Annotated in this window: 21 protein-coding genes; 9 read left to right on the forward strand and 12 right to left on the reverse strand. The window is 71.6% G+C overall.

What is annotated here, in order from left to right; all coding sequences use genetic code 11:
- The first annotated feature begins 26 nt into the window (after window positions 1-26).
- The 4 genes from ADK64_RS00465 to ybaK all read left to right on the forward strand — a co-directional run bounded on the left by ADK64_RS00465 (window position 27) and on the right by ybaK (window position 4,058).
- The gene (locus tag ADK64_RS00465) at window positions 27-1,604 is read left to right on the forward strand and encodes a hypothetical protein (protein ID WP_053653731.1); all 1,578 of its coding nucleotides are present in this window, start codon (window positions 27-29) and stop codon (window positions 1,602-1,604) included.
- Window positions 1,605-1,742: 138 nt separating this feature from the next.
- A complete protein-coding gene (locus ADK64_RS00470; protein ID WP_234384416.1) occupies window positions 1,743-2,795 on the forward strand; it encodes a hypothetical protein in 1,053 nt (350 codons plus the stop codon).
- Between the two features lie 11 nt (window positions 2,796-2,806).
- Window positions 2,807-3,547: an LON peptidase substrate-binding domain-containing protein gene (locus ADK64_RS00475; RefSeq protein WP_053653733.1), complete on the forward strand. Its 741-nt coding sequence runs from the start codon at window positions 2,807-2,809 to the stop codon at window positions 3,545-3,547.
- Between the two features lie 10 nt (window positions 3,548-3,557).
- Window positions 3,558-4,058, forward strand: a complete 501-nt coding sequence (gene ybaK / locus ADK64_RS00480) for a Cys-tRNA(Pro) deacylase (RefSeq protein WP_053653735.1) — start codon at window positions 3,558-3,560, stop codon at window positions 4,056-4,058.
- A 108-nt stretch (window positions 4,059-4,166) separates the two neighbouring features.
- On the opposite strand, the gene ADK64_RS00485 is transcribed toward ybaK, so the two are convergent.
- The 4 genes from ADK64_RS00485 to ADK64_RS00500 form a co-directional block, all read right to left on the reverse strand.
- Window positions 4,167-4,838 (reverse strand): hypothetical protein, encoded by a 672-nt coding sequence (locus ADK64_RS00485; protein ID WP_053653737.1) that lies wholly within the window; start codon window positions 4,836-4,838, stop codon window positions 4,167-4,169.
- Window positions 4,839-4,872: 34 nt separating this feature from the next.
- Window positions 4,873-5,694 carry an ABC transporter permease gene (locus tag ADK64_RS00490; RefSeq protein ID WP_053654352.1) on the reverse strand — a complete coding sequence of 274 codons (822 nt, stop codon included), beginning with the start codon at window positions 5,692-5,694 and terminating at the stop codon, window positions 4,873-4,875.
- Window positions 5,695-5,758: 64 nt separating this feature from the next.
- Window positions 5,759-6,772: an ABC transporter ATP-binding protein gene (locus ADK64_RS00495; protein ID WP_053653739.1), complete on the reverse strand. Its 1,014-nt coding sequence runs from the start codon at window positions 6,770-6,772 to the stop codon at window positions 5,759-5,761.
- A 29-nt stretch (window positions 6,773-6,801) separates the two neighbouring features.
- The gene (locus ADK64_RS00500; protein ID WP_053653741.1) at window positions 6,802-8,064 is read right to left on the reverse strand and encodes an NYN domain-containing protein; all 1,263 of its coding nucleotides are present in this window, start codon (window positions 8,062-8,064) and stop codon (window positions 6,802-6,804) included.
- A gap of 224 nt (window positions 8,065-8,288) precedes the next feature.
- Between ADK64_RS00500 and ADK64_RS46500 the strand changes: the two genes are divergently transcribed.
- Entirely contained in the window at window positions 8,289-8,453 is a 165-nt protein-coding gene (locus ADK64_RS46500) for a hypothetical protein (protein WP_199829440.1), read from the forward strand.
- 83 nt (window positions 8,454-8,536) lie between these two features.
- Here the strand turns inward: ADK64_RS46500 and dnaE are convergent, their stop codons facing one another.
- Window positions 8,537-12,076 carry a DNA polymerase III subunit alpha gene (dnaE, locus tag ADK64_RS00505; RefSeq protein ID WP_053653743.1) on the reverse strand — a complete coding sequence of 1,180 codons (3,540 nt, stop codon included), beginning with the start codon at window positions 12,074-12,076 and terminating at the stop codon, window positions 8,537-8,539.
- Window positions 12,077-12,277: 201 nt separating this feature from the next.
- On the opposite strand from dnaE, the gene ADK64_RS00510 reads away from it, so the two are divergent.
- The 4 genes from ADK64_RS00510 to ADK64_RS00525 all read left to right on the forward strand — a co-directional run bounded on the left by ADK64_RS00510 (window position 12,278) and on the right by ADK64_RS00525 (window position 17,033).
- Entirely contained in the window at window positions 12,278-13,603 is a 1,326-nt protein-coding gene (locus ADK64_RS00510; RefSeq protein WP_053653745.1) for a DUF2252 domain-containing protein, read from the forward strand.
- Window positions 13,604-13,671: 68 nt separating this feature from the next.
- A complete protein-coding gene (locus ADK64_RS00515; RefSeq protein ID WP_053653747.1) occupies window positions 13,672-14,361 on the forward strand; it encodes a hypothetical protein in 690 nt (229 codons plus the stop codon).
- A gap of 91 nt (window positions 14,362-14,452) precedes the next feature.
- Window positions 14,453-15,265, forward strand: coding sequence for a DsbA family protein (locus ADK64_RS00520; protein ID WP_053654354.1), 813 nt, complete (start codon window positions 14,453-14,455; stop codon window positions 15,263-15,265).
- Between the two features lie 94 nt (window positions 15,266-15,359).
- Window positions 15,360-17,033, forward strand: a complete 1,674-nt coding sequence (locus ADK64_RS00525) for an alkaline phosphatase D family protein (RefSeq protein ID WP_053653749.1) — start codon at window positions 15,360-15,362, stop codon at window positions 17,031-17,033.
- A gap of 9 nt (window positions 17,034-17,042) precedes the next feature.
- On the opposite strand, the gene ADK64_RS00530 is transcribed toward ADK64_RS00525, so the two are convergent.
- The 7 genes from ADK64_RS00530 to ADK64_RS00560 form a co-directional block, all read right to left on the reverse strand.
- Entirely contained in the window at window positions 17,043-17,621 is a 579-nt protein-coding gene (locus tag ADK64_RS00530; RefSeq protein WP_053654356.1) for a dienelactone hydrolase family protein, read from the reverse strand.
- A 67-nt stretch (window positions 17,622-17,688) separates the two neighbouring features.
- Window positions 17,689-18,429, reverse strand: a complete 741-nt coding sequence (locus tag ADK64_RS00535; protein WP_053653751.1) for an SDR family NAD(P)-dependent oxidoreductase — start codon at window positions 18,427-18,429, stop codon at window positions 17,689-17,691.
- Window positions 18,430-18,535: 106 nt separating this feature from the next.
- Window positions 18,536-20,122 (reverse strand): Na+/H+ antiporter, encoded by a 1,587-nt coding sequence (locus ADK64_RS00540; protein WP_053653753.1) that lies wholly within the window; start codon window positions 20,120-20,122, stop codon window positions 18,536-18,538.
- Window positions 20,123-20,198: 76 nt separating this feature from the next.
- The gene (locus ADK64_RS00545; protein WP_053653755.1) at window positions 20,199-20,666 is read right to left on the reverse strand and encodes a GNAT family N-acetyltransferase; all 468 of its coding nucleotides are present in this window, start codon (window positions 20,664-20,666) and stop codon (window positions 20,199-20,201) included.
- Window positions 20,663-21,607, reverse strand: a complete 945-nt coding sequence (locus ADK64_RS00550) for an RluA family pseudouridine synthase (protein ID WP_053653757.1) — start codon at window positions 21,605-21,607, stop codon at window positions 20,663-20,665. Before ADK64_RS00550 ends, ADK64_RS00545 begins: the two co-directional genes overlap by 4 nt.
- An 81-nt stretch (window positions 21,608-21,688) precedes the next feature.
- Window positions 21,689-22,318: a signal peptidase II gene (lspA, locus tag ADK64_RS00555; protein ID WP_053653759.1), complete on the reverse strand. Its 630-nt coding sequence runs from the start codon at window positions 22,316-22,318 to the stop codon at window positions 21,689-21,691.
- Window positions 22,319-22,385: 67 nt separating this feature from the next.
- Window positions 22,386-23,282, reverse strand: coding sequence for a TraR/DksA family transcriptional regulator (locus ADK64_RS00560; protein WP_053653761.1), 897 nt, complete (start codon window positions 23,280-23,282; stop codon window positions 22,386-22,388).
- Between the last annotated feature and the right edge of the window lie 167 nt (window positions 23,283-23,449).

A 23,449-nucleotide genomic window follows, 5' to 3' on the forward strand; every position in this document is an offset into this window, starting at 1 on the left:
GATGGGTGGAGGGAGAAGGAACTGCGGTGACCGAAGGGACCGGCTTGCACGCCGGAGACCTGCCGGAGGAGCTGACCGCGGTCGAGGCGGGCATGTGGCAGGCCTTCCGCAACGGCAGCGTGTACGACCTGAGCAGCGGGGACGCCGTCGTGGACGATCCCCACGGCGGGCATCCCTGGGGGCCCGAGCGGACCGTGCGGGCGCGGGTCGTGTGCTGGCTGCTGCTCGACGGGCCGCCGGCGCTCGCGGGCCGGGTGTCCGCCCTGAAGCTCGTCGGCGTCCGGATCGCCGGCCCGATGGACCTGGCGGGCGGCACGGTGACGCCGTACGTGGAGCTGCGCGGCTGCCGCTTCGACGACGAGGTGCTGCTGCCGGAGGCCCGGTTCACCACCCTGCGCCTGGTGGACTGCGCGGTCCCGCGCCTGGAGGCGGCGCGTGTGCACACCGAGGGCGATCTGCATCTGCCGCGCTGCCGCTTCCAGAACGGGATCCGGCTGACCGACGCGCACATCGGCACCGATCTGCTGCTCAACCAGGCGATCGTGTACCGCGACCGCAGCGGCCGGTCGATCGCGGGGGACGGCATGACCGTCGGCCAGGACCTCCAGGCGGAGATGCTGGAGTCGCACGGCGAGCTGAGTCTGCGCGGCGCCAAGATCGGCGTCTCGCTCAGCCTGCGGGGCGCGAAACTCGCCAATCCCTACGCCCGGCTCGCCCTGAACGCACCCCAGCTGACCGTCGAGCGCACCCTGTACCTGACCCCGGCCGGCGTGGGCAGCCCGCTGCTGAGCGGCACGACTCCCGCTCGCGGGACACGGATCCAGCGCTTCGAGTGCCAGGGCGGGATACGCCTGGACGACGGGCGGTTCGGGGACGCCGTCGACCTGGAGCGGGCCCGGTTCGCCCTCACCGACGACCAGGAGCTGTCGCTGCGCCGGGTGCACTCGCCCGAGCTGCGCTTCCTCGGGGACAGGCCGCAGCGCGGCAGGGTCGTGCTGTCCGGGGCGCGGATCGTCAACCTGGTGGACCGCGCGGGCGCCTGGCCGGACACCGGCCGGCTGCACATGGGCGGGTTCGCCTACGAGAGCCTGGTGCCGCAGGGCCCCTTCCCGCTGACCCGCCGCCTGGACTGGATAGCGGCGGCCACCGCGGAGTACGCACCGGAGCCGTACGAGCGGCTGGCCGCGGTGCTGCGCGCGGCCGGGGAGGACGAGGACGCGCGCGAGGTGCTGCTCGCCAAGCAGCGCCGGCGCCGCGAGACGCTGCCGCCCGCTGCCAAGGTCTGGGGATTCGTGCAGGACTGGACCGTGGCCTACGGCTACCGGCCGGGCCGGGCCGCGGTGTGGATGGCGGTGCTGTGGGCGGCGGGCACGCTGGCGTTCGCGCACGCGGACCATCCGCCGATGAACCACGACGGCCACCCGTACTGGAGCCCGGCCCTGTTCACGCTGGATCTGCTGCTGCCGGTGATCGACCTGGGCCAGGTCGGCGAGTGGCAGCTGCGCGGCGGCTGGCAGTGGCTGTCGGCCGCGATGATCCTGCTCGGCTGGATACTCGCGACGACGGTGGCGGCGGGGGCGACGCGACTGCTGCGGCGGAGCTGACCCGGGTGGCGCGGCGGGAGCGTCGGCACAGCTGATGCCGATTCGAGACCGCACCTTTACGGCTCCTTGACCTCGCGCCGTACAACTTTCCCGGACTTCCCCGAACTCTCTGGCGCGCCCCCGACCTGCGGTCTTTCAATGGTCGACACCATGGCCCCGCTGCCCTCGTTCATCCGCTGCCCCCGGATGACCAAACGCTCCGCGCGCCCGGCCGGCCGGCCCACGGCCGGGGACGAGGTCGTGCTCGACGCGCCCGACCAGCGCCTGTCCCCCGCGCTGGTCGCGGCCGCCCGGGGCGAGTACGACACGGTGGCCGCCCTGCTGACCGCCACCCGCGCCGCGTCCGCCTGGGAGAACCGCGACCGGTACGTACGCCACCTGGCCGGCTTCGCCCGCTCGCGCCCCGAGTGGTTCGAGGCCTGGCGTTCGACCGCGCCGGACGATCCGGGCGTGCTGCTGGTCGGGGCGCAGCTGGCGGTGGACCGCGCCTGGCCCTCGCCGGCCCGCGCCGAACTGCTGCGCGAGGTGAGCCCGTTCATCACCGCCGCCGCGCGCGCCGACGACCGCGATCCGGTGCCCTGGCGGATCGCGCTGGACCACGCGCGCGGCTCGCAGGCCGGGCACCGCTACGTCGAGGAGCTGTGGGAGGCGGCCGTCCGGCGCGCCCCGCACCACCACGGCTGCCATGTGGCCGCCCTGCGCTATCTGGCCGCCTCCTGGCACGGCGCGCACCGCGAGTGCCTGGACTTCGCCGACCGGGCCGCTCAGGACGCGCCGGCCGACTCGCTGGTCCAGGCGCTGCCGGCCCGCGCGGCCTTCGGCTATCTGACCGACGGCTGCGGCCCCGAGGTACCGCGCGCCCGGCTGGACGCCGCGGCCGACCGGGCGCTCGCCCTGTCGGCCCGCTTCCCGGCGGCCGACCCCTGGCCCGCCGGGATCCGCAACAAGCTGCTGTACGTCCTGATACGCCTGGAGCGCTGGGAGGACGCCCGCGCCGAGCTGGCCCTGATCGGCCCGTACGCCACGTCCTTCCCCTGGGACCGGTTCTCCGACGACCCGCTCGGCCACTTCCTGCGGCTGCGCGAGCACCTGCTGGCGCCCGGTCCCGGGCCGCTGGCCGCGGGGCCGGCGGCCTGGTCCCCGGCACCTCCCGGCGAGCACGGCGGACACGTTCGCGCCGGTGACCATTAGGCTGGGGCGCCGTGACCACCGTCCGTCTCCCGCTCTTCCCGCTGAACACCGTGCTGTTCCCGGGTCTCGTGCTGCCGCTCAACGTCTTCGAGGAGCGTTATCGCGCCATGATGCGCGAGTTGCTCAAGACTCCCGAGGACGAACCGCGCCGGTTCGCCGTCGTGGCCATCCGTGACGGCTCCGAGGTGGCGCCGAGCGCCCCCGGCATGCCCGATCCCACCGCGCAGCCCCAGCGGGGGCCGGCCGCGGGCTTCGGCCCGGAACCGCTCAAGGCCCTGCACGGGGTGGGCTGCGTGGCGGACGCGGCGACGATCCGGGAGCGGGCCGACGGCACCTTCGAGGTGCTGGCCACGGGCACGACCCGGGTACGGCTGCTGTCCGTGGACGCGTCGGGTCCGTTCCTCACGGCGGAGCTGGAGGAGCTGGAGGAGGAACCGGGCGAGGAGGCTGGCGCGCTGGCCGAGGGGGTCCTGCGGTCCTTCCGGCAGTACCAGAAACGCCTGGCCGGCGCCCGCGAGCGCTCGCTGTCCTCGGGCGCGGAGCTGCCGGACGAACCGAGCGTGGTGTCGTACCTCGTGGCCGCCGCGATGGTGCACGACACGCCGACCAAGCAGCGACTGCTGCAGGCGCCGGACACCGCGTCCCGGCTCCGTGACGAGCTGAAGCTCCTGCGCGCCGAGACGGCCATCATCCGCAGCCTGCCGTCGCTGCCCGCGTTCGAGCTGACGCGGACGCCGACGAGCCTGAACTGAGGAAGCCGGGATGGCGAAGAAGCAGAAGAAGCAGCAGTCCGGCGGCACGCCCGCGACCGTCGCCCTGGCCGCGGCGGGCGTCGGCTTCACGGTCCACGCCTACGACCACGACCCCGCCCACCCGTCCTACGGCGAGGAGGCCGCGGAGGCGATGGGCGTCTCTCCCGACCGCGTCTTCAAGACCCTGGTCGCGGACGTCGACGGCGCCCTGACGGTGGCCGTGGTCCCGGTCTCCGGCTCTTTGGACCTGAAGGCCCTGGCGGCGGCGGTGGGCGGCAAGCGGGCGACGATGGCCGACCCGGCCCTCGCGGAACGGACGACCGGATACGTACGGGGCGGCATCTCACCGCTCGGCCAGCGCAAGCAGCTCCCGACGGTGCTGGACGAGTCGGCCGAGGCGCACGAGACGATCTGTGTGTCGGCGGGCCGCCGGGGCCTGGAGGTGGAGCTGGCGCCGGCAGACCTGGCACAGCTGACGAACGCCGTGCCCGCGCCCATCGGCCGCGGCTGACGGGCACGGCGTCCCCGGGGGCCCGTGGCTTCGCGCGGCCGTCTCCACGGCTGTCCGAGGTGGGGCCGTGACCCTACGGCCGTCCGTGGGCGTCTGCGGCTGTCCGGGTCACGGCAGCGGTGCGCCGTAGGGGTCCGTGGCCGCCGGGCCGTGCGGATAGGGCGGCTCGGGATCCCGGGGACCGAAGAGCGCCGTGAGTCCGAGGTGCACGATCAGCGCGGCCAGCGGCCACGCCAGCAACGCCCCCTTCGCCCCCAGCTTCAGCGGCGCCGAGAACGTGACCCCCTTGCCCACCTGCTTGGCGTGCGCGATGACGTCGGAGGTGGGCCCGAGCCATATACCGAGCCGCCACGCCAGCAGCGACCCGAGCAGCGCGCCGACGCCCAGTGCCACGACGACCGGCACACCGCCGCGTCGACGCAGCAGGAAGACGGCCGCCCCGCTGACCAGCCCGAAGCCCAGGGCCAGCAGGGTGAACGTGCCGTCCACCCCGATGGCCTGCTCGCCCTCGCTGTCCTTGAGGTAGACCACCCAGCTCTTGTCGACCGCGTCGCCGATCAGCGGCACATGCGGTGCCAGCCACCACCACAGCAGCCCCAGCAGCACCCCGGCCACCGCCACGGCCACCGTGATCACGGCGGCGTCCCGCACTTCCGTCTTCATCCCGGGGCCGTCCTGTTCGTGCCGGCCCGCGCCCGGCGCTCCGGCAGGCGAGCCCTGCCAGACCTGGTGCGGGGAGTCGTCGTGCGGTGGCGGTGGCGGAGTCAGCGGTGCGGTCACCCTGACATCGTGCCAGGTCGTGCTGTGCCCCGCGTCACCGGACGGCGGCCCGGCGGTACGCCCAGGTCGCCACGGCCAGCGAGACCACCCCGACACCGGCGCACACACCCAGGTCGACGAGGACGACGGCCCAGTCCGGGTGGGCGCCGAAGGTCCGGGCGTACGCCTCCACGCCGTACGTCGACGGCAGCAGATCCCGCGCCAGCCGGACGATCTCCGGCATCCGGTCGGCCGGCAGCACCCCGAGCAGCAGCGCCGCCGACATGCCCAGCTGCCCGAGCAGCGTGGCCAGCTCGGGCCGCGGCGCGAGCAGCCCGCAGGCGGCGCCGAGCCCGGACAGCGCGGCCCCGGCGAGCGGGATCACGACCAGCAGGATCCACAGGTTGGACAGCGGCAGCCCGAACAGCACGCATCCGAAGACGGCCGTCACCAAGGTCCCCGGCACCGTGAAGGAGGCGTACGCGGCGGCCGCGCCGAGCACCACCGCGGCCGGCGGCACCGGCAGGGTGGCGTAGTGGTCGAGCCCGCCGCTGGCCCGCAGCTGCCCGAAGTACTGGGAGAGCAGGTTCAGCGCGACATAGGCGACGACCAGCACCGAGGACCCGGCCACCACGGACTGCGCCTCGCTGCCGGAGTCGACGACGCCGCGCATCATCACCGTGATGCCGACGGACTGGAAGGTCGCGACGAACAACAGCGGGATCCGCGCCACCCGGGCCCTGGACAGCTGCGCCCGGTAGACGGCCGCCAGCGACGGCCACAGCCGCGCGGGCGGGCCGAGTTCGGCCGTCTCCCGTGCCGTCTCGGGTACGGCCGGGGCACTGCCCGGCAGCACCTGGGCGGGTACGACACTCACGTCGAGCTGCTCCTCTTCCCTGCGGCAGTCGCGCACTTCCCTACGTATTCCGCGGCCGGTGCGCTCATGCCTTCACCAGCCCCTGCCGGGCCGCGCCGCCGAGTGCCAGGTAGACATCCTCCAGGCTGGGCGCGGCGAGGGTGAAGTCGTCCAGGGCGGCGAACGCGGCCCCGCCGGTCACGGTGGCGACGACGGCGCGGGCCTCCTCGGGCGCGAGCCGCAGCGTCCAGCGCCGGCCGGACTCCACCGCGCGTTCGCGCAGTACGGCGACCTCGGGCACCTCCAGCGGCGCCCGCTCCCGCCACACCAGCTCGACCCGCACCTCGTCGGCGACCTGTTCCTTGAGCCCGGCCGGGGTGTCGCAGGCGATCACCCGGCCCTGGTCGAGCACGGCGACCCGGTCCAGGACGGTCTCGGCCTCGATGACGTTGTGGGTGACCAGCAGCACCGTCGTCCCGCGCTCGGCGCGCCGCCGGTCCACGGCCGCCCACACCGCGCGCCGGGCCACCGGGTCCATGCCGGTGGTCGGCTCGTCCAGCACGAGCAGCGCGCGTTCCCCGACGAGGGCGGCGGCGAAGCAGGCGAGCCGGCGCTGCCCGCCGGACAGCTTCTTCAGCGCCCGCCCGGCGATCGGCGTGAGCCCCAGCTCCTCCAGCACGGCGTCCCGCTCGGCCCGCGCCCGCCGTACGTCGAGGCCGCGCAGGCGTCCGGTGGTCTCGGCGGCGAGGGAGACGGTCAGCTCGTCCAGCGCGGAGGACTCCTGGCCGAGGTAGGCGAGCAGACGCGCGGCCCGCTCGGGGTGCCGCACGATGTCGTGGCCGAGGATCTCGACGCCGCCGCTGTCCGGCCGCAGCAGTCCGGTGAGCTGCCGTACGAGGGTGGACTTGCCGGCGCCGTTCGGCCCGAGCAGCCCGAAGACCTCGCCGCGCCTGACCGTCAGCTCGACCCCGTCGGTGGCCCGCACCTCGGGCGTACCGGGGACACCGCGCCGCCCCTTGACGGCCGGATAGGTCTTGGCGAGGCCGCGCACGCGTACGACCTCGTCATGGCGAAGGGCCTGTACCGCGCGCGTGTTCACAAAGGACGAGAGTACGGGGTGCGGGGCCTTTACTCGCCTTTGGGTCCGCCTACGGGGGTTCCACCGGGGTTCAGTCCCCCGGCGGGCGCGGGCTCCGTCGCCGCGGGCACGTCGACCTCCCGCCAGAAGCCCGCCCGGATGGCGTAACGGTCGTGCTCGTCGATCTGGTCGTCCTTGTGGGCGAGCAGCCCGAACCGGGCCGCGTAACGCAGCAGCTCCCCGTCGATGCGGTGCGGGATGCGCGGGTACATCTGCGACAGCTTCGGCAGCTGGCCCTGGTCGCCGAGGCGGGAGATCCAGCGCCGGGCGAAGACCTGGCCGACCTCGTACGGGTCGCCGCCGACCGTGGTGATGTCCTCCTCGCGGTCGGCCCAGCGCTGCTCGGCCGTGGTGAGCTGGGCCAGCGTGGGCATGGCGGCGGCCTCGGGCGGCTCGGAGACCACGCCGGGGCGGTCCACCCAGCCCTTGTCGGAGGACCAGCGCAGGGTCGCGGTCGCGGGGTTCTGGACGGACGGGGTGCCGGGGGCGCGCAGGGCGGCGAGGTCCTTGGGGGTGGGTACGCCCTTGGGTGCGGCGGACCGCTCCTGGCCGCCGTTCTCCGTCGCGGCGGCGGCCGCCGGATGTGTGCCCTGCTCGGCCGGGCGTTCGGACGCGGCGGTGAGCGCGGACTCGGGCAGCGGCGCGGAGAGGATCGCGGCGATCTCGGGGCGGGGCGCGGGCTGCGGGGCGCAGACGCCGGTCAGCTCCTTGGCACGGACGGCCTGGGTGATCCAAGCCCGGTCCAGCACGCGTCGCTCGTCGGCCTCGGCGACGAGGTCCTCGGACTGGTTGTAGTCGCCGTCGGCGGCCTGGACGGCCCACAGGTGGACGGCGACGCCGTGCTCCTTGGCGGCCATCATGCCGGGCAGCAGGTCTCCGTCGCCGGTGACGAGGACGACGTCGGAGCAGGCGCGGTTGCGGGCCAGTTCGGTCAGCTCGGCGTGCATGGCCGCGTCCACGCCCTTCTGCGCCCAGCGCCCGTCACTGCGCGTGAGGGCACCGAGCCGGACGGTGACCCGGGGCATCACGCGCAGCCGGCGGTGCTCCGGTTGCGGAACGCGGTCGGGGGCGCCGTCGAACCAGTAGATACGCAGCAGCGGGCGCTCGGTCTCGGCCTCCGCGCGGTCGCGCAGCGCCTGGATCAGCGCGGTGTGGTCGACGGTGATCCGGGACCGTGAGGGCTCACCGGCGAGGAGGCTGGCGGCGGCGCCCAGCAGGTACCCGGCGTCCACCAGGACGATGCATCGGTCCACGCGACTCACCCTCTTCCCGGGAGGCTTTGCTTCGGACTTCCTTCGAGTCTGCCCGACCACGCGGAGGTTAACGGCCGGAACTCGATCTTCGGCGTGGCGTTTGCGGCTCACGCGGGCCCACTTGCCCTGTCACACACGGTAATTATCCGACATGCGCCCAATGTCAGCCTATGTGAATCTGATGTCAGCCCTGGCCCCTAGTTCCCCGCAGGAGGCAGACCACCATGGCCAAGAACAAGAAGCAGGACCGTAAACAGCCGCAGTCCGAGCGCAGCCAGGAGCAGGCTCAGAAGTCCTCTCTCGAAGCACAGGCGGAACAGCGGATATCGCAGATGACGCCTGCGGACGTGGCGCGCAAGGGCCGGCAGAAGCGGTTCGGCCACAACTGACATCTGCATATAGGGGCAGTTGAAGCCCAGGCACACAGATGGGGCGCACCCGTGGCGGGTGCGCCCCATCGCGCGGATACGCGTCAGCCCGCCAGGCAGGACGGGCCGAGCAGCACCTTCAGGTCGCCGAAGAGCGCCGGGTCGGGCTTGACCCGGTGCCGGTCCAGGCGCAGCACGGTGGTCTTGCGCGGGCCCTGGAGCCGGATCCGGACCTCGCTGTCGCCCTTGTGGTGGCTGAGGATCTCGCCGAGGCGGCTGACCATGGGCGGGGTGACCCTGGTGGCCGGGATGGTGAGGATCACCGGTGCGTTGGTGCCCGCGTTGGACAGGTCCGGGACCATCAGCTCCATCGCGACGAGCCGGGGCACGTCCTCGCGCTTGTCGAGGCGTCCCTTGACGAACACCACGGCGTCCTCGACGAGTTGGGTCGACACCAGCTGGTACGTCGCCGGGAAGAACATGCACTCGATGGAGCCGGCGAGGTCCTCGACGGTGGCGATCGCCCAGGCGTTGCCCTGCTTGGTCATCTTGCGCTGGAGGCCCGAGATGATGCCGCCGATGGTGACGACCGCGCCGTCCGCGTGCTCGCCGCCGGTGAGCTGCGAGATGCCCGCGTCGGCCTTGTCGGACAGCACGTGCTCCAGGCCGAAGAGCGGGTGGTCGGAGACGTACAGACCGAGCATCTCCCGCTCCTGGGCGAGCAGATAGGTCTTCTCCCACTCCTCGGTGGTGAACTCCACGTCGAGCCCGAACCCGGGCTCGCTGCTCTCCTCCTCGCCCATGCCGCCGAAGAGGTCGAACTGCCCCTCGGCCTCCTTGCGCTTGACCGCGACCACGTTGTCGATCATCGGCTCGTACTGCGCCGTGAGCCCCTTGCGGGTGTGCCCCAGGGTGTCGAACGCTCCCGCCTTGATCAGCGACTCCGTGGTGCGCTTGTTGCACGCGACCGCCTCGACCTTGTCGAGGTAGTCGGGGAAGGAGGCGTACTTGCCCTTCGCCTTGCGGCTCTTGATGATCGACTCGACCACGTTGGTGCCGACGTTGCGCACCGCTTCGAGGCCGAAGAGGATCACGTCGTCGCCCTGGGCGGCGAAGTTGTGCACCGACTCGTTGACGTTCGGCGGGAGCACCTTGATGCCCATGCGGCGGCACTCGTTGAGGTAGATCGCCGACTTGTCCTTGTCGTCCTTGACGGAGGTCAGGAGCGCGGCCATGTACTCGGCTGGGTAGTTCGCCTTCAGATAGGCGGTCCAGTACGACACCAGGCCGTACGCGGCCGAGTGCGCCTTGTTGAAGGCGTAGCCGGCGAAGGGGACCAGCACGTCCCACAGGGCCTGGATCGCCTCGTCGCTGTAGTCGTTCTTGCGGGCGCCGGCCTGGAAGATGGTGAAGTTCTTCGCCAGTTCCTCGGGCTTCTTCTTGCCCATCACGCGGCGGAGGATGTCGGCCTCGCCGAGCGAGTAGCCGGCGATGATCTGGGCGGCCTTCTGCACCTGCTCCTGGTAGACGATCAGGCCGTAGGTGACCGCCAGGACCTCTTCGAGGGGCTTCTCCAGCTCCTTGTGGATCGGGGTGATCTCCTGGAGCTTGTTCTTGCGCAGCGCGTAGTTGGTGTGCGAGTCCATGCCCATCGGGCCCGGCCGGTAGAGCGCCGACACGGCGGAGATGTCTTCGAAGTTGTCGGGCTTCATCAGGCGCAGCAGCGAGCGCATGGGGCCGCCGTCGAACTGGAAGACGCCGAGGGTGTCGCCGCGCTGGAGCAGTTCGAAGGTCGTCGGATCGTCGAGCGGGAGGCTCAGCAGATCGATGTCGACGCCCTTGTTGGACTTCACCATCTTGACGGCGTCGTCCATGATCGTCAGGTTGCGCAGGCCCAGGAAGTCCATCTTCAGCAGGCCGAGCGACTCACAGCTCGGGTAGTCCCACTGCGTGATGGTCACGCCGTCGGTGTGCCGCACCCAGACGGGGACGTGCTCGGTGATGGTCTCGCTGGACATGATCACGCCGGCCGCGTGCACGCCCATCTGCCGGACCAGGCCCTCGACGCCCTTGGCGGTGTCGATGACCTTCTTCACGTCCGGCTCGTTCTCGTACATCCCCCGGATCTCGCCCGCCTCGCTGTAGCGCGGGTGCGAGGGGTCGGTGATGCCGTTCAGGTCGATGCCCTTGCCGAGGACGTCGGCGGGCATCGCCTTGGTGAGCCGGTCACCCATCGCGTACGGATAGCCCAGCACGCGCGCGGAGTCCTTGATCGCGTTCTTGGCCTTGATCTTGCCGTACGTGCCGATCATGGCGACCTTGTCGGCGCCGTACTTCTCCGTCACGTACCGGATGACCTCGACGCGCCGGCGCTCGTCGAAGTCGATGTCGACGTCGGGCATGGAGACGCGCTCGGGGTTGAGGAAGCGCTCGAAGATCAGGCCGTGCGGGATCGGGTCGAGGTCGGTGATGCCCATGGCGTAGGCGACGATCGAGCCGGCCGCGGAGCCTCGGCCGGGGCCGACCGCGATGCCGTTGTTCTTGGCCCACATGATGAAGTCGGCGACCACGAGGAAGTAGCCCGGGAACCCCATCTGGATGATGACGTCCATCTCGTACTCGGCCTGCTTCTGGCGGTCCTCGGGGATGCCGCCGGGGAAGCGGCGCTCCATGCCGCGGCGGACCTCCTCCTTGAACCAGGTGACCTCGGTGTACCCCTCGGGGATGTCGAACTTCGGCATGAGGTTCTTCGCCTCGAACATGCCGGTGGTGTCGACCATCTCGGCGACGAGGAGCGTGTTGGCGCAGCCCTCCTGCCAGGCGTCCGAGGAGTCGATGGCGTACATCTCGTCCGTGGACTTCAGGTAGTACCCGGTGCCGTCGAACTTGAAGCGGTCCGGGTCGGAGAGGTTCTTGCCGGTCTGGATGCACAGCAGGGCGTCGTGGGCGCCGGCCTCGTGCGCGTACGTGTAGTGCGAGTCGTTGGTGACCAGCGGCGGGATGCCGAGCTTCTTGCCGATCTCCAGAAGGCCGTCACGGACCCGGTGCTCGATCTCGATGCCGTGGTCCATCAGCTCCAGGAAGTAGCGGTCCTTGCCGAAGATGTCCTGGTAGTCGGCGGCCGCCTTGAGGGCCTCGTCGTACTGGCCGAGGCGCAGCCGGGTCTGGAGCTCGCCGGAGGGGCAGCCGGTGGAGGCGACGATGCCCTCGGACCACTGGGCGATCGTCTCCTTGTCCATCCGGGGCCACTTCTGCAGCCAACCCTCGGCGTAGGCGTCGGAGGAGAGCCGGAAGATGTTGTGCAGGCCGGTCTTGTTCACCGCCCACATCGTCTTGTGGGTGTAACCACCGGAACCGGAGACGTCGTCCCGCTTCTGGTGCGGCTGGCCCCACTGGATCTTGCGCTTGTTGCGCCGCGACTCGGGGGCGACGTACGCCTCGATCCCGATGATCGGGGTGATTCCGGCCTTCTTCGCGGTGTGGAAGAAGTCGTACGCCCCGTGGAGGTTGCCGTGGTCGGACATGGCGATGTGCGTCATGCCCATCTCGTTGCAGGCGTTGAACATGTCCTTGAGCCGCGCGGCACCGTCCAGCAGCGAGTACTGGGTGTGGACGTGCAGGTGCGTGAAGGGCGGCTTTGACACGGTTGAGCCTCCGGGGGAAACACTCGGCGACGGGCTGGCGCACGGTTGTGGGGTCAGCGTCGAAGTCTATGCCTCGGCACTGACACGCGCGGGCTCTCTCTGCGTACCTTCGTGCGGGAACCGGGCACTCCCGCGTGGCGTCGCCCGTTGAAGACGGCAGAAACGCTGTCGTACAGGCAATGCACCAGGAGGCACCCCGCGATGTCGGTCCACCGGCTCAACGACGAGCAGCGCGGCGAGGAGATCCTCGCCGTCTTCGACACCGCCTTCGGCCGGCTCCTGGCCGCCGACCCGGCCGCCTTCCGGGTGAAGTTCCGGAAGATGGCGGCCTCGGCGTTCGCGTTCTACCGGGGCACGGCGGCCCTCTTCTACCACGACCTGGACGCGGAGAAGCGCGGCGGCCCCTTCCTGGACGACCGCACCTCGCGCGTGTGGATCCACGGCGACCTGCACGCGGAGAACTTCGGCACGTACATGGACTCCAACGGCCGCCTCGTCTTCAACGTCAACGACTTCGACGAGGCCTACGTCGGCCCCTTCACCTGGGACCTGAAGCGCTTCGCGGCCTCGATCGCCCTCCTCGGGTACGCGAAGGCGCTCGGTGACGAACAGATCACCGGGCTGGTGGAGATCTACGCGGGCGCGTACCGCGAGCGCATCCACGCCCTGGCCACGGGCGCCAAGAGCGACGAGGTGCCGCCGTTCACGCTGGACACCGCGCAGGGTCCGCTGCTCGACGCGCTGCGTGACGCCCGCTCGCTGACCCGTTTCGGGCTGCTGGAGTCGATGACGGAGATCCGCGACTTCGAGCGCCGCTTCGCGCCGGACGGCGGCTCCATCGAGCTGGACGCGGCGACCCGGTACAAGGTGCTGGCCGCCTTCGACGGCTATCTGGAGACCCTGCCGGACGCCTCGCTGGACCGGCCCGACTCCTACCGCGTGAAGGACGTCGTCGGCCGCCGGGGCATCGGCATAGGGTCCGCCGGTCTGCCGTCGTACAACATCCTCCTGGAGGGCCACAGCGACGCCCTGGAGAACGATGTGGTGATCTACGTCAAGCAGGCGCAGACCCCGGCCGTCTCCCGGCACATCACGGATCCGGCCATCGCGGGCTACTTCCAGCACGAGGGCCACCGCACGGTGATCTCCCAGCGCGCCCTGCAGGCCCACGCCGACCCGTGGCTGGGCTGGACCGAGCTGGACGGCGCGGGCCAGCTGGTCGCCGAGGTCTCGCCGTACGCCGTCGACCTGGACTGGAGCGACATCGATGACCCGGAGGAGATCGCGCAGGTGGTCGCCGACCTGGGCCGGGCGACGGCGGCGATGCACGCGGCGGCGGACGACCAGTCGGGGGAGTCCCTGGTGCCGTTCTCCACCGAGCGGGCCATCGACGCGGCGCTCGCGGCCGACGAGGAGGGCTTCGCGCCGCTCCTGGCGGACTTCGCGCACCGCTACGGCGCACGCGCGCGTGCCGACCACCAGATCTTCGTCGACCTGTTCCGCAACGGCCGGATTCCGGGGCTGTAACCTTCGCGCACTCATAGGCACTCTTTAGGGGTCCCTTACCCGCCTACGTGACACACTCTTCTCTCGCTATGGACATATCCGGGACCCAGCTCAGAGCCGTGCGCGCGGCGCTGTTCACGGCCTTCGTCGTGACGCTCAGCACCGCGTCGCACGTGCTGCTGTCCCGGGCCCCGCTGCCGGTGGGAACGGTGCTGACGGTCTGCGCCGGGGTGTTCGCCGCCGCGTACGCGCTGGCGGGCCGCGAGCGCGGCTTCGGCCGGATCGCGGCCCTGCTGATCCCGCTGGAGCTGGCGGCCGACACGGTGTTCACCACCGGCCAGCACGCCTGCTACGGCCGGGCGGGCGGCCCGGTCGCGGGCCCGCTGCGCGCCTTCGGCTTCGACGTGCTGTGCCAGGGCGGTGCCGTCGGCTCCCCGCTCGCCCAGGTGACCGGGGTGCACGGCCGCCCGGATGTGCTGCTCGCGCACGCCAGCCCGGCCGCCGCCTGGCTGCTGCTCGCCGCCCACGTCGGCGTGGGCCTGCTCGCCGCCGCCTGGCTGCGCCGGGGCGAGCGGGCGATGGTGCAGCTGCTGCGCGCGATCGCCGCCACCACCTTCCGGCCGCTGCTGCTCGCGGTGTCCTCGGTCGCCGCTCGGCTGACTCCGGTCCGCCGGCTGCCGCGCCCGGCCCCCCGCCGGGCCGTCGCCCGCGACCGGCTCCTCGCGCACTCCCTGGGACGGCGTGGACCGCCGTGCTCACCCGCCCTCGCAGCGGTCTGAACGACCTCTGCGCGGTGGCAGCCGAGCACATCCAGTCCCCCACACGTATCCCGCGTACGACATGTGCGCGTCCCACATGGAGATCACCAACATGAGCAAGCGGAACAGCCAGTCGTCGAAGACGGCGGCCCGCGAGCGGCTGCGCGAGGAGCGCGAGCGGCAGGCCAAGCGCGCCAAGACCAGGCGCCAGATCATCGTGGCCGCCTCGGTCGTGGCCGTGCTGGCCGCGGCCGGCGGCATCGGCTACGCCGTCGTCCAGGCCAACAAGCCCACCGGGTGGGACGCCGCGAAGAGCAAGCCGCTCGTGAAGCCGGCCAACACCACGGGCTCGGACGGCACGACCGTCGTCATCGGCAAGAGCACCGCCAAGAAGACCCTCACCGTCTACGAGGACCCGCGCTGCCCGATCTGCGCGCAGTTCGAGGAGACCGTCGGCTCGACGGTGAAGAAGGACATCGACGACGGCAAGATCAAGCTCCACTACGTCGGCGCCACCTTCCTCGACCAGAACCTGCCCGGCGTGGGCTCCAAGAACGCGCTCAGCGCCCTCGGCGCCGCGCTCAACGTCAGCCCCGAGGCGTTCCTCGAGTACAGGTCCGCGATGTACTCGACGAAGTGGCACCCCGACGAGCAGGACGACAAGTTCAAGGACGACTCCTATCTGCTCCAGATCGCCGACACGGTCCCGGCCCTGAAGGGCAACGCGGCCTTCCAGAAGGCGGTGAAGGACGGCACCTACGACCGGTGGGCGCTGGAGGAATCCAAGATCTTCAACAAGGACGGCATCCAGGGCACGCCGACCCTGAAGATGGACGGCAAGACGCTGACGGGCCCCGACGGCAAGAACCCGCCCATGAACGTGGCCGACTTCAACAAGGCGCTCGACGCAGCCATGAAGGGCTGACGGCCCGGCGGAATCCGGCGTTCACGTGAAGAGCGGGCGAACATTGGGAGTTCGCCCGCTCTTGTGTGCGTACCGGTCAGTAACCTGAGCGCTCGTGACCAGTCGATACAGATCTTTTTCGGCCTCCGAGCGCCTGAACTCCGTTTCCCCCCGCCGCCGTACGGTCGTCAAGGCCGCGGCGGCTTCCGCTGTGCTGGCCGCCGGTCCGCTCGCCGCCTCCCTGCCGGCGCGCGCCGCCGACCAGGCCCCCGCCTTCCTGCACGGGGTCGCCTCCGGCGACCCGTTGCCCGACGGCATCCTGCTGTGGACCCGGGTGACCCCCGTCCCGCAGGCGGTGCCGGGCTCCGGGCTCGGCCCGGACACCGAGGTGAACTGGGTCGTCGCCAAGGACAAGGCGTTCACGAGCGTCGTCTCCAAGGGGTCCACCACCGCGACCGCCGCCTCCGACCACACGGTGAAGGCCGACATCCGCGGCCTGGAGCCGGCGACCGACTACTGGTTCCGCTTCTCGGCCGGCGGCACCGACTCCCCGGTGGCCCGCACCCGCACCGCCCCGGCGGCGGACGCGGCCGTGGCCGGGCTGCGCTTCGGCGTGGTCACCTGTGCCAACTGGGAGGCCGGCTACTTCGCCTCCTACCGCCACCTCGCCGCCCGCAGCGACCTGGACGCGTGGCTGCACCTCGGCGACTACATCTACGAGTACAAGTCCGGCGAGTACGCGGCCCGCGGCAAGGTGGTCCGCCCGCACGCGCCCGCCAACGAGATAATCACGCTCGCCGACTACCGGACCCGGCACGGCAAGTACAAGACCGACCCCGATCTCCAGGCTCTGCACCTGAAGGCACCGGTCGTCGCGATCTGGGACGACCACGAGTTCGCCGACAACGCCTGGTCGGGCGGCGCGGTCAACCACACCGAGGGCGCCGAGGGCACCTGGACCGCCCGCAAGGCGGCCGCCAAGCAGGCCTACTTCGAGTGGATGCCGGTCCGCCCCGCCATCGAGGGCACCACCTACCGGCGGCTGCGCTTTGGCAAGCTCGCCGATCTGTCCCTGCTGGACCTGCGTTCCTTCCGCTCCCAGCAGGCGTCCGCGGGCAGCGGCTCGGTGGACGACGCGAACCGGACGATCACCGGGCGCGCCCAGCTCGACTGGCTGAAGGCGGGTCTGAAGGCCTCCGACACCAAGTGGCGGCTGGTCGGCAACTCGGTCATGATCGCCCCCTTCGTCATCGGCTCCCTCACCGCCGACCTGCTCAAGCCGCTCGCCAAGCTGCTCGACCTGCCGCAGGACGGCATAGGCGTCAACACCGACCAGTGGGACGGCTACACCCACGACCGCCGCGAACTCCTCGACCATCTGCGCTCGAACGCCATCGGCAACACCGTCTTCCTGACCGGTGACATCCACATGTCCTGGGCCAACGACGTGCCGGTGGACGCGGGCACCTACCCACTGTCGCCGTCGGCGGCCACCGAGTTCGTGATCACCTCGATGACCTCCGACAACCTCGACGACATCGTCAAGGTCCCCGAGGGCGTGGTCTCCGCGGTCGCCGCGCCGCTCATCGAGGCCGCCAACCGGCACGTCCACTGGGTGGACACCGACCGGCACGGGTTCGGCGTGCTGGACATCACCAACGACCGGGCGCAGATGGACTACTACGTCCTGTCCGACCGCACCGACGCGAACGCGACCGCCCAGTGGGAGCGTTCGTACCGCACCCGCAGCGGCACCCAGAAAGTCGAGCGGACCTACGACCCCGTGTAGGGCACAGGGCTACGCGTTCTCCAGGCCGTCGAGGAAGCCGAGCGCCACCCGCCAGGTGGACTCGGCGGCCTCGGCGTCGTGATCCGGCAGCCCGGGGTCGGTGTACAGGTGCCCGGCGCCCGCGTAGCGATAGACCTCCACGTCGGCGCCGGTCCGGCCCATCTGCAGATACCAGGCGCTCAGCCAGTCGTCCGTCTCGAACGGGTCCGGCTCGGCCACGTGCAGCTGCACCGGCAGCTCGTCCGCCTGCGCGTTCGGCGCGATGTCCGACGTGCCGTGCAGGAGCAGCAGTCCGCGCGCCTTGTCGTCGCCGAGGGCGAGGGTCTGGGCGATGGAGGCGCCGAGCGAGAACCCGGCATAGACCAGCCCCCGGTCGGAGTACGGCGCCGCCGCCAGCACGGCCCGCTTCAGCAGTTCGTCCTTGCCGATCTCCTCCTTGTACTGCATGCCCTCCTCGACGGTGTCGAACGTGCGCCCCTCGAAGAGGTCCGGCGTCCACACCTCGTGGCCCGCCGCGCGCAGCCGGTCCGCGGCCTCGCGCACCGCGGGCCTCAGGCCGTAGGTCGAATGAAAGAGCATGATGTTCATGAGGCCATGGTGCCAGCCGGTGCCGGTACGGCCGTGCCCGAGCCGCCGTACCCGGGCACGCGCCACGTCAGTGGCCGCGTTCCGCGCCTCCGTTGACCTGCACGATCTGTGAGGTGACGTGTCCGGCGGCGGGCGAGGCCAGCCAGTGCAGGGTCGCCGCCACGTCGCCCGGTGTCCCGGCGCGACCGGTCGTCGTGTCGTCGATGAGCCGCGCCCGCCGGGCCTCGTCCATGGTGTCCCCGAAGAACTCCGTGTCCTCGACGTAGCCCGGTGCGACCACGTTCACGGTGATGCCCCGCGGACCCAGCTGCCGGGCCAGATCGTGCGCGTACGGGTGCAGCCCGGCCTTGGCCGCCGCGTAGGCGCCGGTGCCCGAACCGCGGTAGGCCGCGATGGACGAGACGAAGAGCACCCGGCCACCCGGCTCGGCGAGGCGGTTCTTCAACGCCTCGGTGAGGAGCGCGGCCGTCAGGGTGTTCTGTCTGAAGTTGACGGTCCAGTCGTGGGCCACCCGGTCCAGGGGGTCTTCGCTGCCGGACGGCGGCTCCAGATGCCCGGCGCCGCCCGCGCCGTGCACGAGAACGTCTACGGTGCCGAGTTCCTCGGCGACGAACCGGGCCACCGCACGGACCTGATCGGGCTCGGAGAGGTCCGCGGCACGGGTGAGCGCCCCCGGCACCCCCGCCTTCTCCAGCACCTGGGCCCGCCGCCCGAGCAGCAGCACCTGGTCGCCGTCCGCCGCGAAGGCCTGCGCGGCCGCCAGCCCGATGCCCGTACCACCACCACTGATCACGATGTTGCGCGTCATGATTCAAAGGTAGGTGCGGACCGCTGAGTGGCGTCGGAGTTTTCCACAGCCACCACACGTTTGTACGACTATCGCGTCGGCCCTGTGGGTAAGCGGCCGGGCCCGCTCACCGCAGGCTGCGCACGTCGAGATGGCGCAGCACCCGGTCCACGATCTCCGGGTCCGCCCCCGGCTCGCTGCGCGCCGCCAGCACCTCGTGCCGGGCCGCGCTCATCATCTCGTTCTGGATGCGCCGCACGCGCCTGAGCCGTTTGGCCCGATGGTGCTGCGCCTCCCGCCGCTCCGCCTCGTCCATGTCCGGACTGATCCGGATGCCGATGTCGAAGGCGCGCCGCAGCATCTGCTCCGCCAGGTCCTCGGGCAGGTCCTCCACCTGCTCGATCTCCCGCAGCCGGCCCTTCGCCGCCTTCGCCGCGCGCACCGCCAGCTCCTTCTCGAACTGCTTCTCGCGCTCGGAGTCGGCCCGCACCCCGAGCCGTTTCACCAGCCACGGCAGGGTGAGCCCCTGGAGCACCAGCGTGACGACGATGACCCCGAAGGCGATGAAGACGATCTCGTCCCGGTCGGGAAAGGGGGAGCCGTCGTCGGTCTTCAGCGGGACGGCCAGCGCCAGCGCCACCGAGGCCACCCCGCGCATCCCGGACCACCACATCACGACGGTCTCCCGCCAGCTCACCGGGATCTCCTCGTCGTAGTCCCGCCGCGCGTGCAGTCGTTTGGTCAGCCAGGTCGCCGGCAGCAGCCACATCAGCCGCACGACGACGACCACGCCCACGACGGCCGCGGACCAGCCGAGCAGCTCGCCCCAGCGGCCCTGGGCCGTGCGGATGGCGTTGTGCAGCTCCAGGCCGATGAGCCCGAACGCCACGCCCGTGACGAGGGTGTCGATGATGTCCCAGAAGGTGTGTCCGGCCAGCCGGGTCATCACGTCGTCGGCGTCGGTGGCGTACTCGGCGAGGAAGAGCGCCGTGGTGAGCACCGCGAGCACCCCGGAGCCGTGCAGCTTCTCCGCGAGGACGTAGGAGGCGTACGGCACCAGCAGGGTCATACCGATCTGCAGGGTCGGATCGCCCAGCAGGTCCATCAGCTTGTTCGCGCCCCAGCCCAGCACCAGGCCGACGGCCACCGCGACGACCGCCGACAGCACCAGGTCGAGGCCGGCCCGCCAGGGCGAGAAGGTGCCGCTCACGACCGCGGCGATCGCCACGTGGTACAGCACGATGGCCGTGATGTCGTTGAAGAGCCCCTCGCCCTCCAGGATCGACACCAGGCGGCGCGGCAGCCCGAGCTGTCCGGCGACGCTGGTCGCGGCGACCGGGTCGGGCGGAGCGATCAGCGCGCCGAGGGCGACGGCTGCGGCGATCGGCAGTCCGGGCACGATCGCGTTGGCGACGTACGCCACGCACACCGTCGTCACGAACACCAGGGCCACGGCCAGCAGGAAGATCGGCCGGATGTTGGCCGCGAACTGCCGCCAGGAGGTGCGGCGCACGGCGGCGTAGAGCAGCGGCGGCAGCAGCCCGGGCAGGATCAGCTCGGGCGGGATGTCCACATCGGGCACGAAGTCGGCCACCGCGAGGACCCCGCCGAACAGCGTCATCAGCACCGGCGCCGGCACCCCGAACCGGTCCCCCACCGGCACACTCACCAGGGCCCCGAGCAACAGCACGAACAGCAGGGCCAACTGATCCACGGCCGGCACTCCGGGGGTCGACGATCACACGGCAGAACTCAAGCCTGCCATCCGCCCGCCGGGAGCGCGCGGCGCGCTACAGGGCCCTGCGCATCGCCCGGTGCGGCATTCCGGCGTCCAAGAACTGCGGCCCGTACGCCTCGTACCCCAGGCGCTCGTAGAAGCCCTTGGCATGGGTCTGCGCGTGCAGGTCCACCGCGGTCAGCCCGCGCGCGCGGGCCGCGTCCTCGATGGCCCGCACCAGGACCGCCCCGACCCCGAGCCCGCGCGCGGCCCGGGAGACGGCGAGCCGCCCCAGGGAGCCCACGGACGCGTCCGCGCCGGTCTTCGCCGTGGCCGCCGCGCCGTGCAGCAGCCGCCCGGTGCCGAGCGGCACACCGTCCTCGCGGACCGCGAGCACGTGCACGGCGACCGCGTCGTAGGCGTCGTACTCGAGGTCCTCGGCGACGCCCTGCTCGACGACGAAGACCTCCTTGCGGACCGCGAAGCAGGCCTCGCGGTCGGCGAGGTCATCGGCGATACGGACGGTGTACGGCACGCTCACGCGTAGGTCTCCTCGCGGACCTGGTCGAGGGCCGTCTGCAGGTCCTCGGGGTACTCGCTCGCGAACTCCACCCACTGTCCGTCGGCGGGGTGCTCGAAGCCGAGCCGCACGGCGTGCAGCCACTGGCGGGTCAGTCGCAGCCGCTTGGCGAGGGTCGGGTCGGCGCCGTAGGTGAGGTCGCCGACGCAGGGGTGACGGTGGGCGGACATGTGCACGCGGATCTGGTGGGTGCGGCCGGTCTCCAGCTTGACGTCCAGCAGGGAGGCGGCGCGGAACGCCTCGATGAGGTCGTAGTGCGTCACGGAGGCCTTGCCGTCGGCCGTGACGGCCCACTTGTAGTCATGGTTCGGGTGGCGGCCGATCGGCGCGTCGATCGTGCCGCTCGTCGGATCCGGGTGGCCCTGGACCAGCGTGTGGTAGCGCTTGTCGACCGTGCGCTCCTTGAACTGGCGCTTGAGCGAGGTGTACGCCCGCTCGGACTTGGCGACCACCATCAGGCCCGAGGTGCCGACGTCCAGACGGTGCACGATGCCCTGGCGCTCGGCGGCGCCGGAGGTGGAGATCCGGTAGCCGGCCGCGGCGAGGCCGCCGATGACGGTGGGGCCGCTCCAGCCCGGCGACGGGTGCGCGGCCACGCCGACCGGCTTGACGATCACGACCACGTCATCGTCGTCGTACACGATCTCCATGCCCTCGACGGGCTCGGCGACCACCTGCACCGGCGCGGGCGCCTGCGGCATCTCGACCTCGAGCCAGGCGCCGCCGCGCACCCGTTCGGACTTGCCGACCACCGCGCCGTCGACCTGCACCTTGCCGGCCGCGGCCAGCTCGGCCGCCTTCGTGCGGGAGAAGCCGAACATGCGGGAGATGGCGGCGTCGACGCGCTCGCCCTCCAGGCCGTCGGGCACGGGCAGGGTGCGGATCTCGGGAATCGTGCTCACCCGTCGAGTATGCAGGACGGTCCGGACGCCCCCGACCGCGCCTGTGGATAACTCGGGCACCGGGAGCGGCGGGCCGCCGTGTCAGTCCTTGTGGACCGTGCCGTCCGGGTCCAGGCCGCGGAAGGAGAGCAGCACGATCAGGATGCCGCCGCACACGATCGCCGAGTCGGCCAGGTTGAACACCGCGAAGCCCTTCGGCGCGATGAAGTCCACGACCTCGCCCTCGAAGATCCCGGGCGACCGGAAGATCCGGTCGGTCAGGTTGCCGAGCGCGCCGCCGAGCAGCAGGCCGAGGGCGACCGCCCAGGGGAAGCTGTAGAGCTTGCGGGCCAGACGGATGATCACCACGATCACCGCCGCGGCGATCAGCGTGAAGATCACCGTGAACGCGGCCCCGAAGCCGAAGGCGGCGCCCGGGTTGCGGATGGCGTGCAGCTCCAGCAGATCCCCGACCAGCTTGATCGGCTCGCGGCCCTCCAGCTTGGCGACCACGAGCGTCTTGCTGATCAGGTCGAGGGCGTACGCGAACGCGGCCACCGCGAACAGCACGGCGATCCGGCGCCCGCGGCCGACGCGCGCCTGCGCCTGCGACCGGTCGGCGCCGGAGGCACCGGCCGCGCCGGGGCCGGCCGGCACTCCGGCCGCCGTGGTCTGCTCGCCGCTGTCGTCCGGGGTGTCCGGCGTACCGATGATGCGCTCCGCCTCTGCCACGTGAGTCCCTCAACCTAGGTGCCTGACTGAGGACGAGACTACGGCACGCCCCGCCGGCCCCTCGCGCTCAGGAGCGGCGTTCCTGCTTCTGTTTGCACTCCACGCACAGGGTGGCCCGGGGGAAGGCCTGCATCCGGGCCTTGCCGATGGGGTTGCCGCAGTTCTCGCACAGACCGTAGGTGCCCGCGTCCAGCCGTTCCAGGGCGTGCTCGTTCTGGATCAGCATCTCGCGCGCGTTGGCGGCCAGCGCCATCTCGTGCTCGCGCGTGATGTTCTTGGTCCCGGTGTCGGCCTGGTCGTCGCCCGCGCCGTCCCCGGAGTCGCGCATCAGGCCCACGAGGGACTCCTCGGAGGAGCTGATCTCGGCGCGCAGCCGCAACACCTCGGACTGCAGTTCGGTACGGGCCTCCGCGACCTCTGCCGGGGTCCAGGGGTCCTCACCGGGACGCACCGCCAGTTCGCCGGGCTCCGCCGCGGCGAGCCGTGCCTTGGGAACGGCGCTCTGTTCGGCCGTGGCCGTGCCAGGAGTCTTCTTCGCAACCACTGTCGTGGCTCCCGTCTGCTTCGCGGCCCGCGCCGCGCCCGCTTTCTTGGCCGTGCTCTTCCCGGCCGTCTCCCTGGAGACGTCCGCGGCAGCCGCCTTCCCGCCGCCGGCCTGCTTCGCCGCCGGCTCCTTGACGGCCGTTCTGTCCACCGCCACCCCCTTCGCCGCCGCCTTCTTCCCGACGGCCTTCTTGGCCGTCTCCTTGGCGGCAGCCCTGCCCACCGGCTTCTTCCCGGCCTTCACGGCCTTCGCCGCGGTCGCCTTCTTGGCCTGTGGTGGCTCCGCGGTGGCCTTCTTGCCCGGAACCTCCTTCACGGCCGCGTTCCTGACGGGCGCCTTCTTCGCGGCCGTCTTCTTGGCGGCCGCGCCCCTGGTCCGGCCGGTCGCCGGCTGCTCTACGGCGGTCTTTTTCGCCACCATGGCCGCGGCCCCTTCACATATTGTGATTTTGCTCGCGAATCGTGCTGGGACGATAAATCGACTTGAGTCCCACGGCAACGGGGCACACCGCCCGATGCGCCCGCCAGCACTCCCCGAGCAGCGGGCCTGCATCCGTTGTGCCCAGCTCCCCGCCGGGTAATCCGCCG

The sequence above is a fragment of the Streptomyces sp. MMG1121 genome (assembly GCF_001280015.1).
GTDB lineage: Bacteria > Actinomycetota > Actinomycetes > Streptomycetales > Streptomycetaceae > Streptomyces.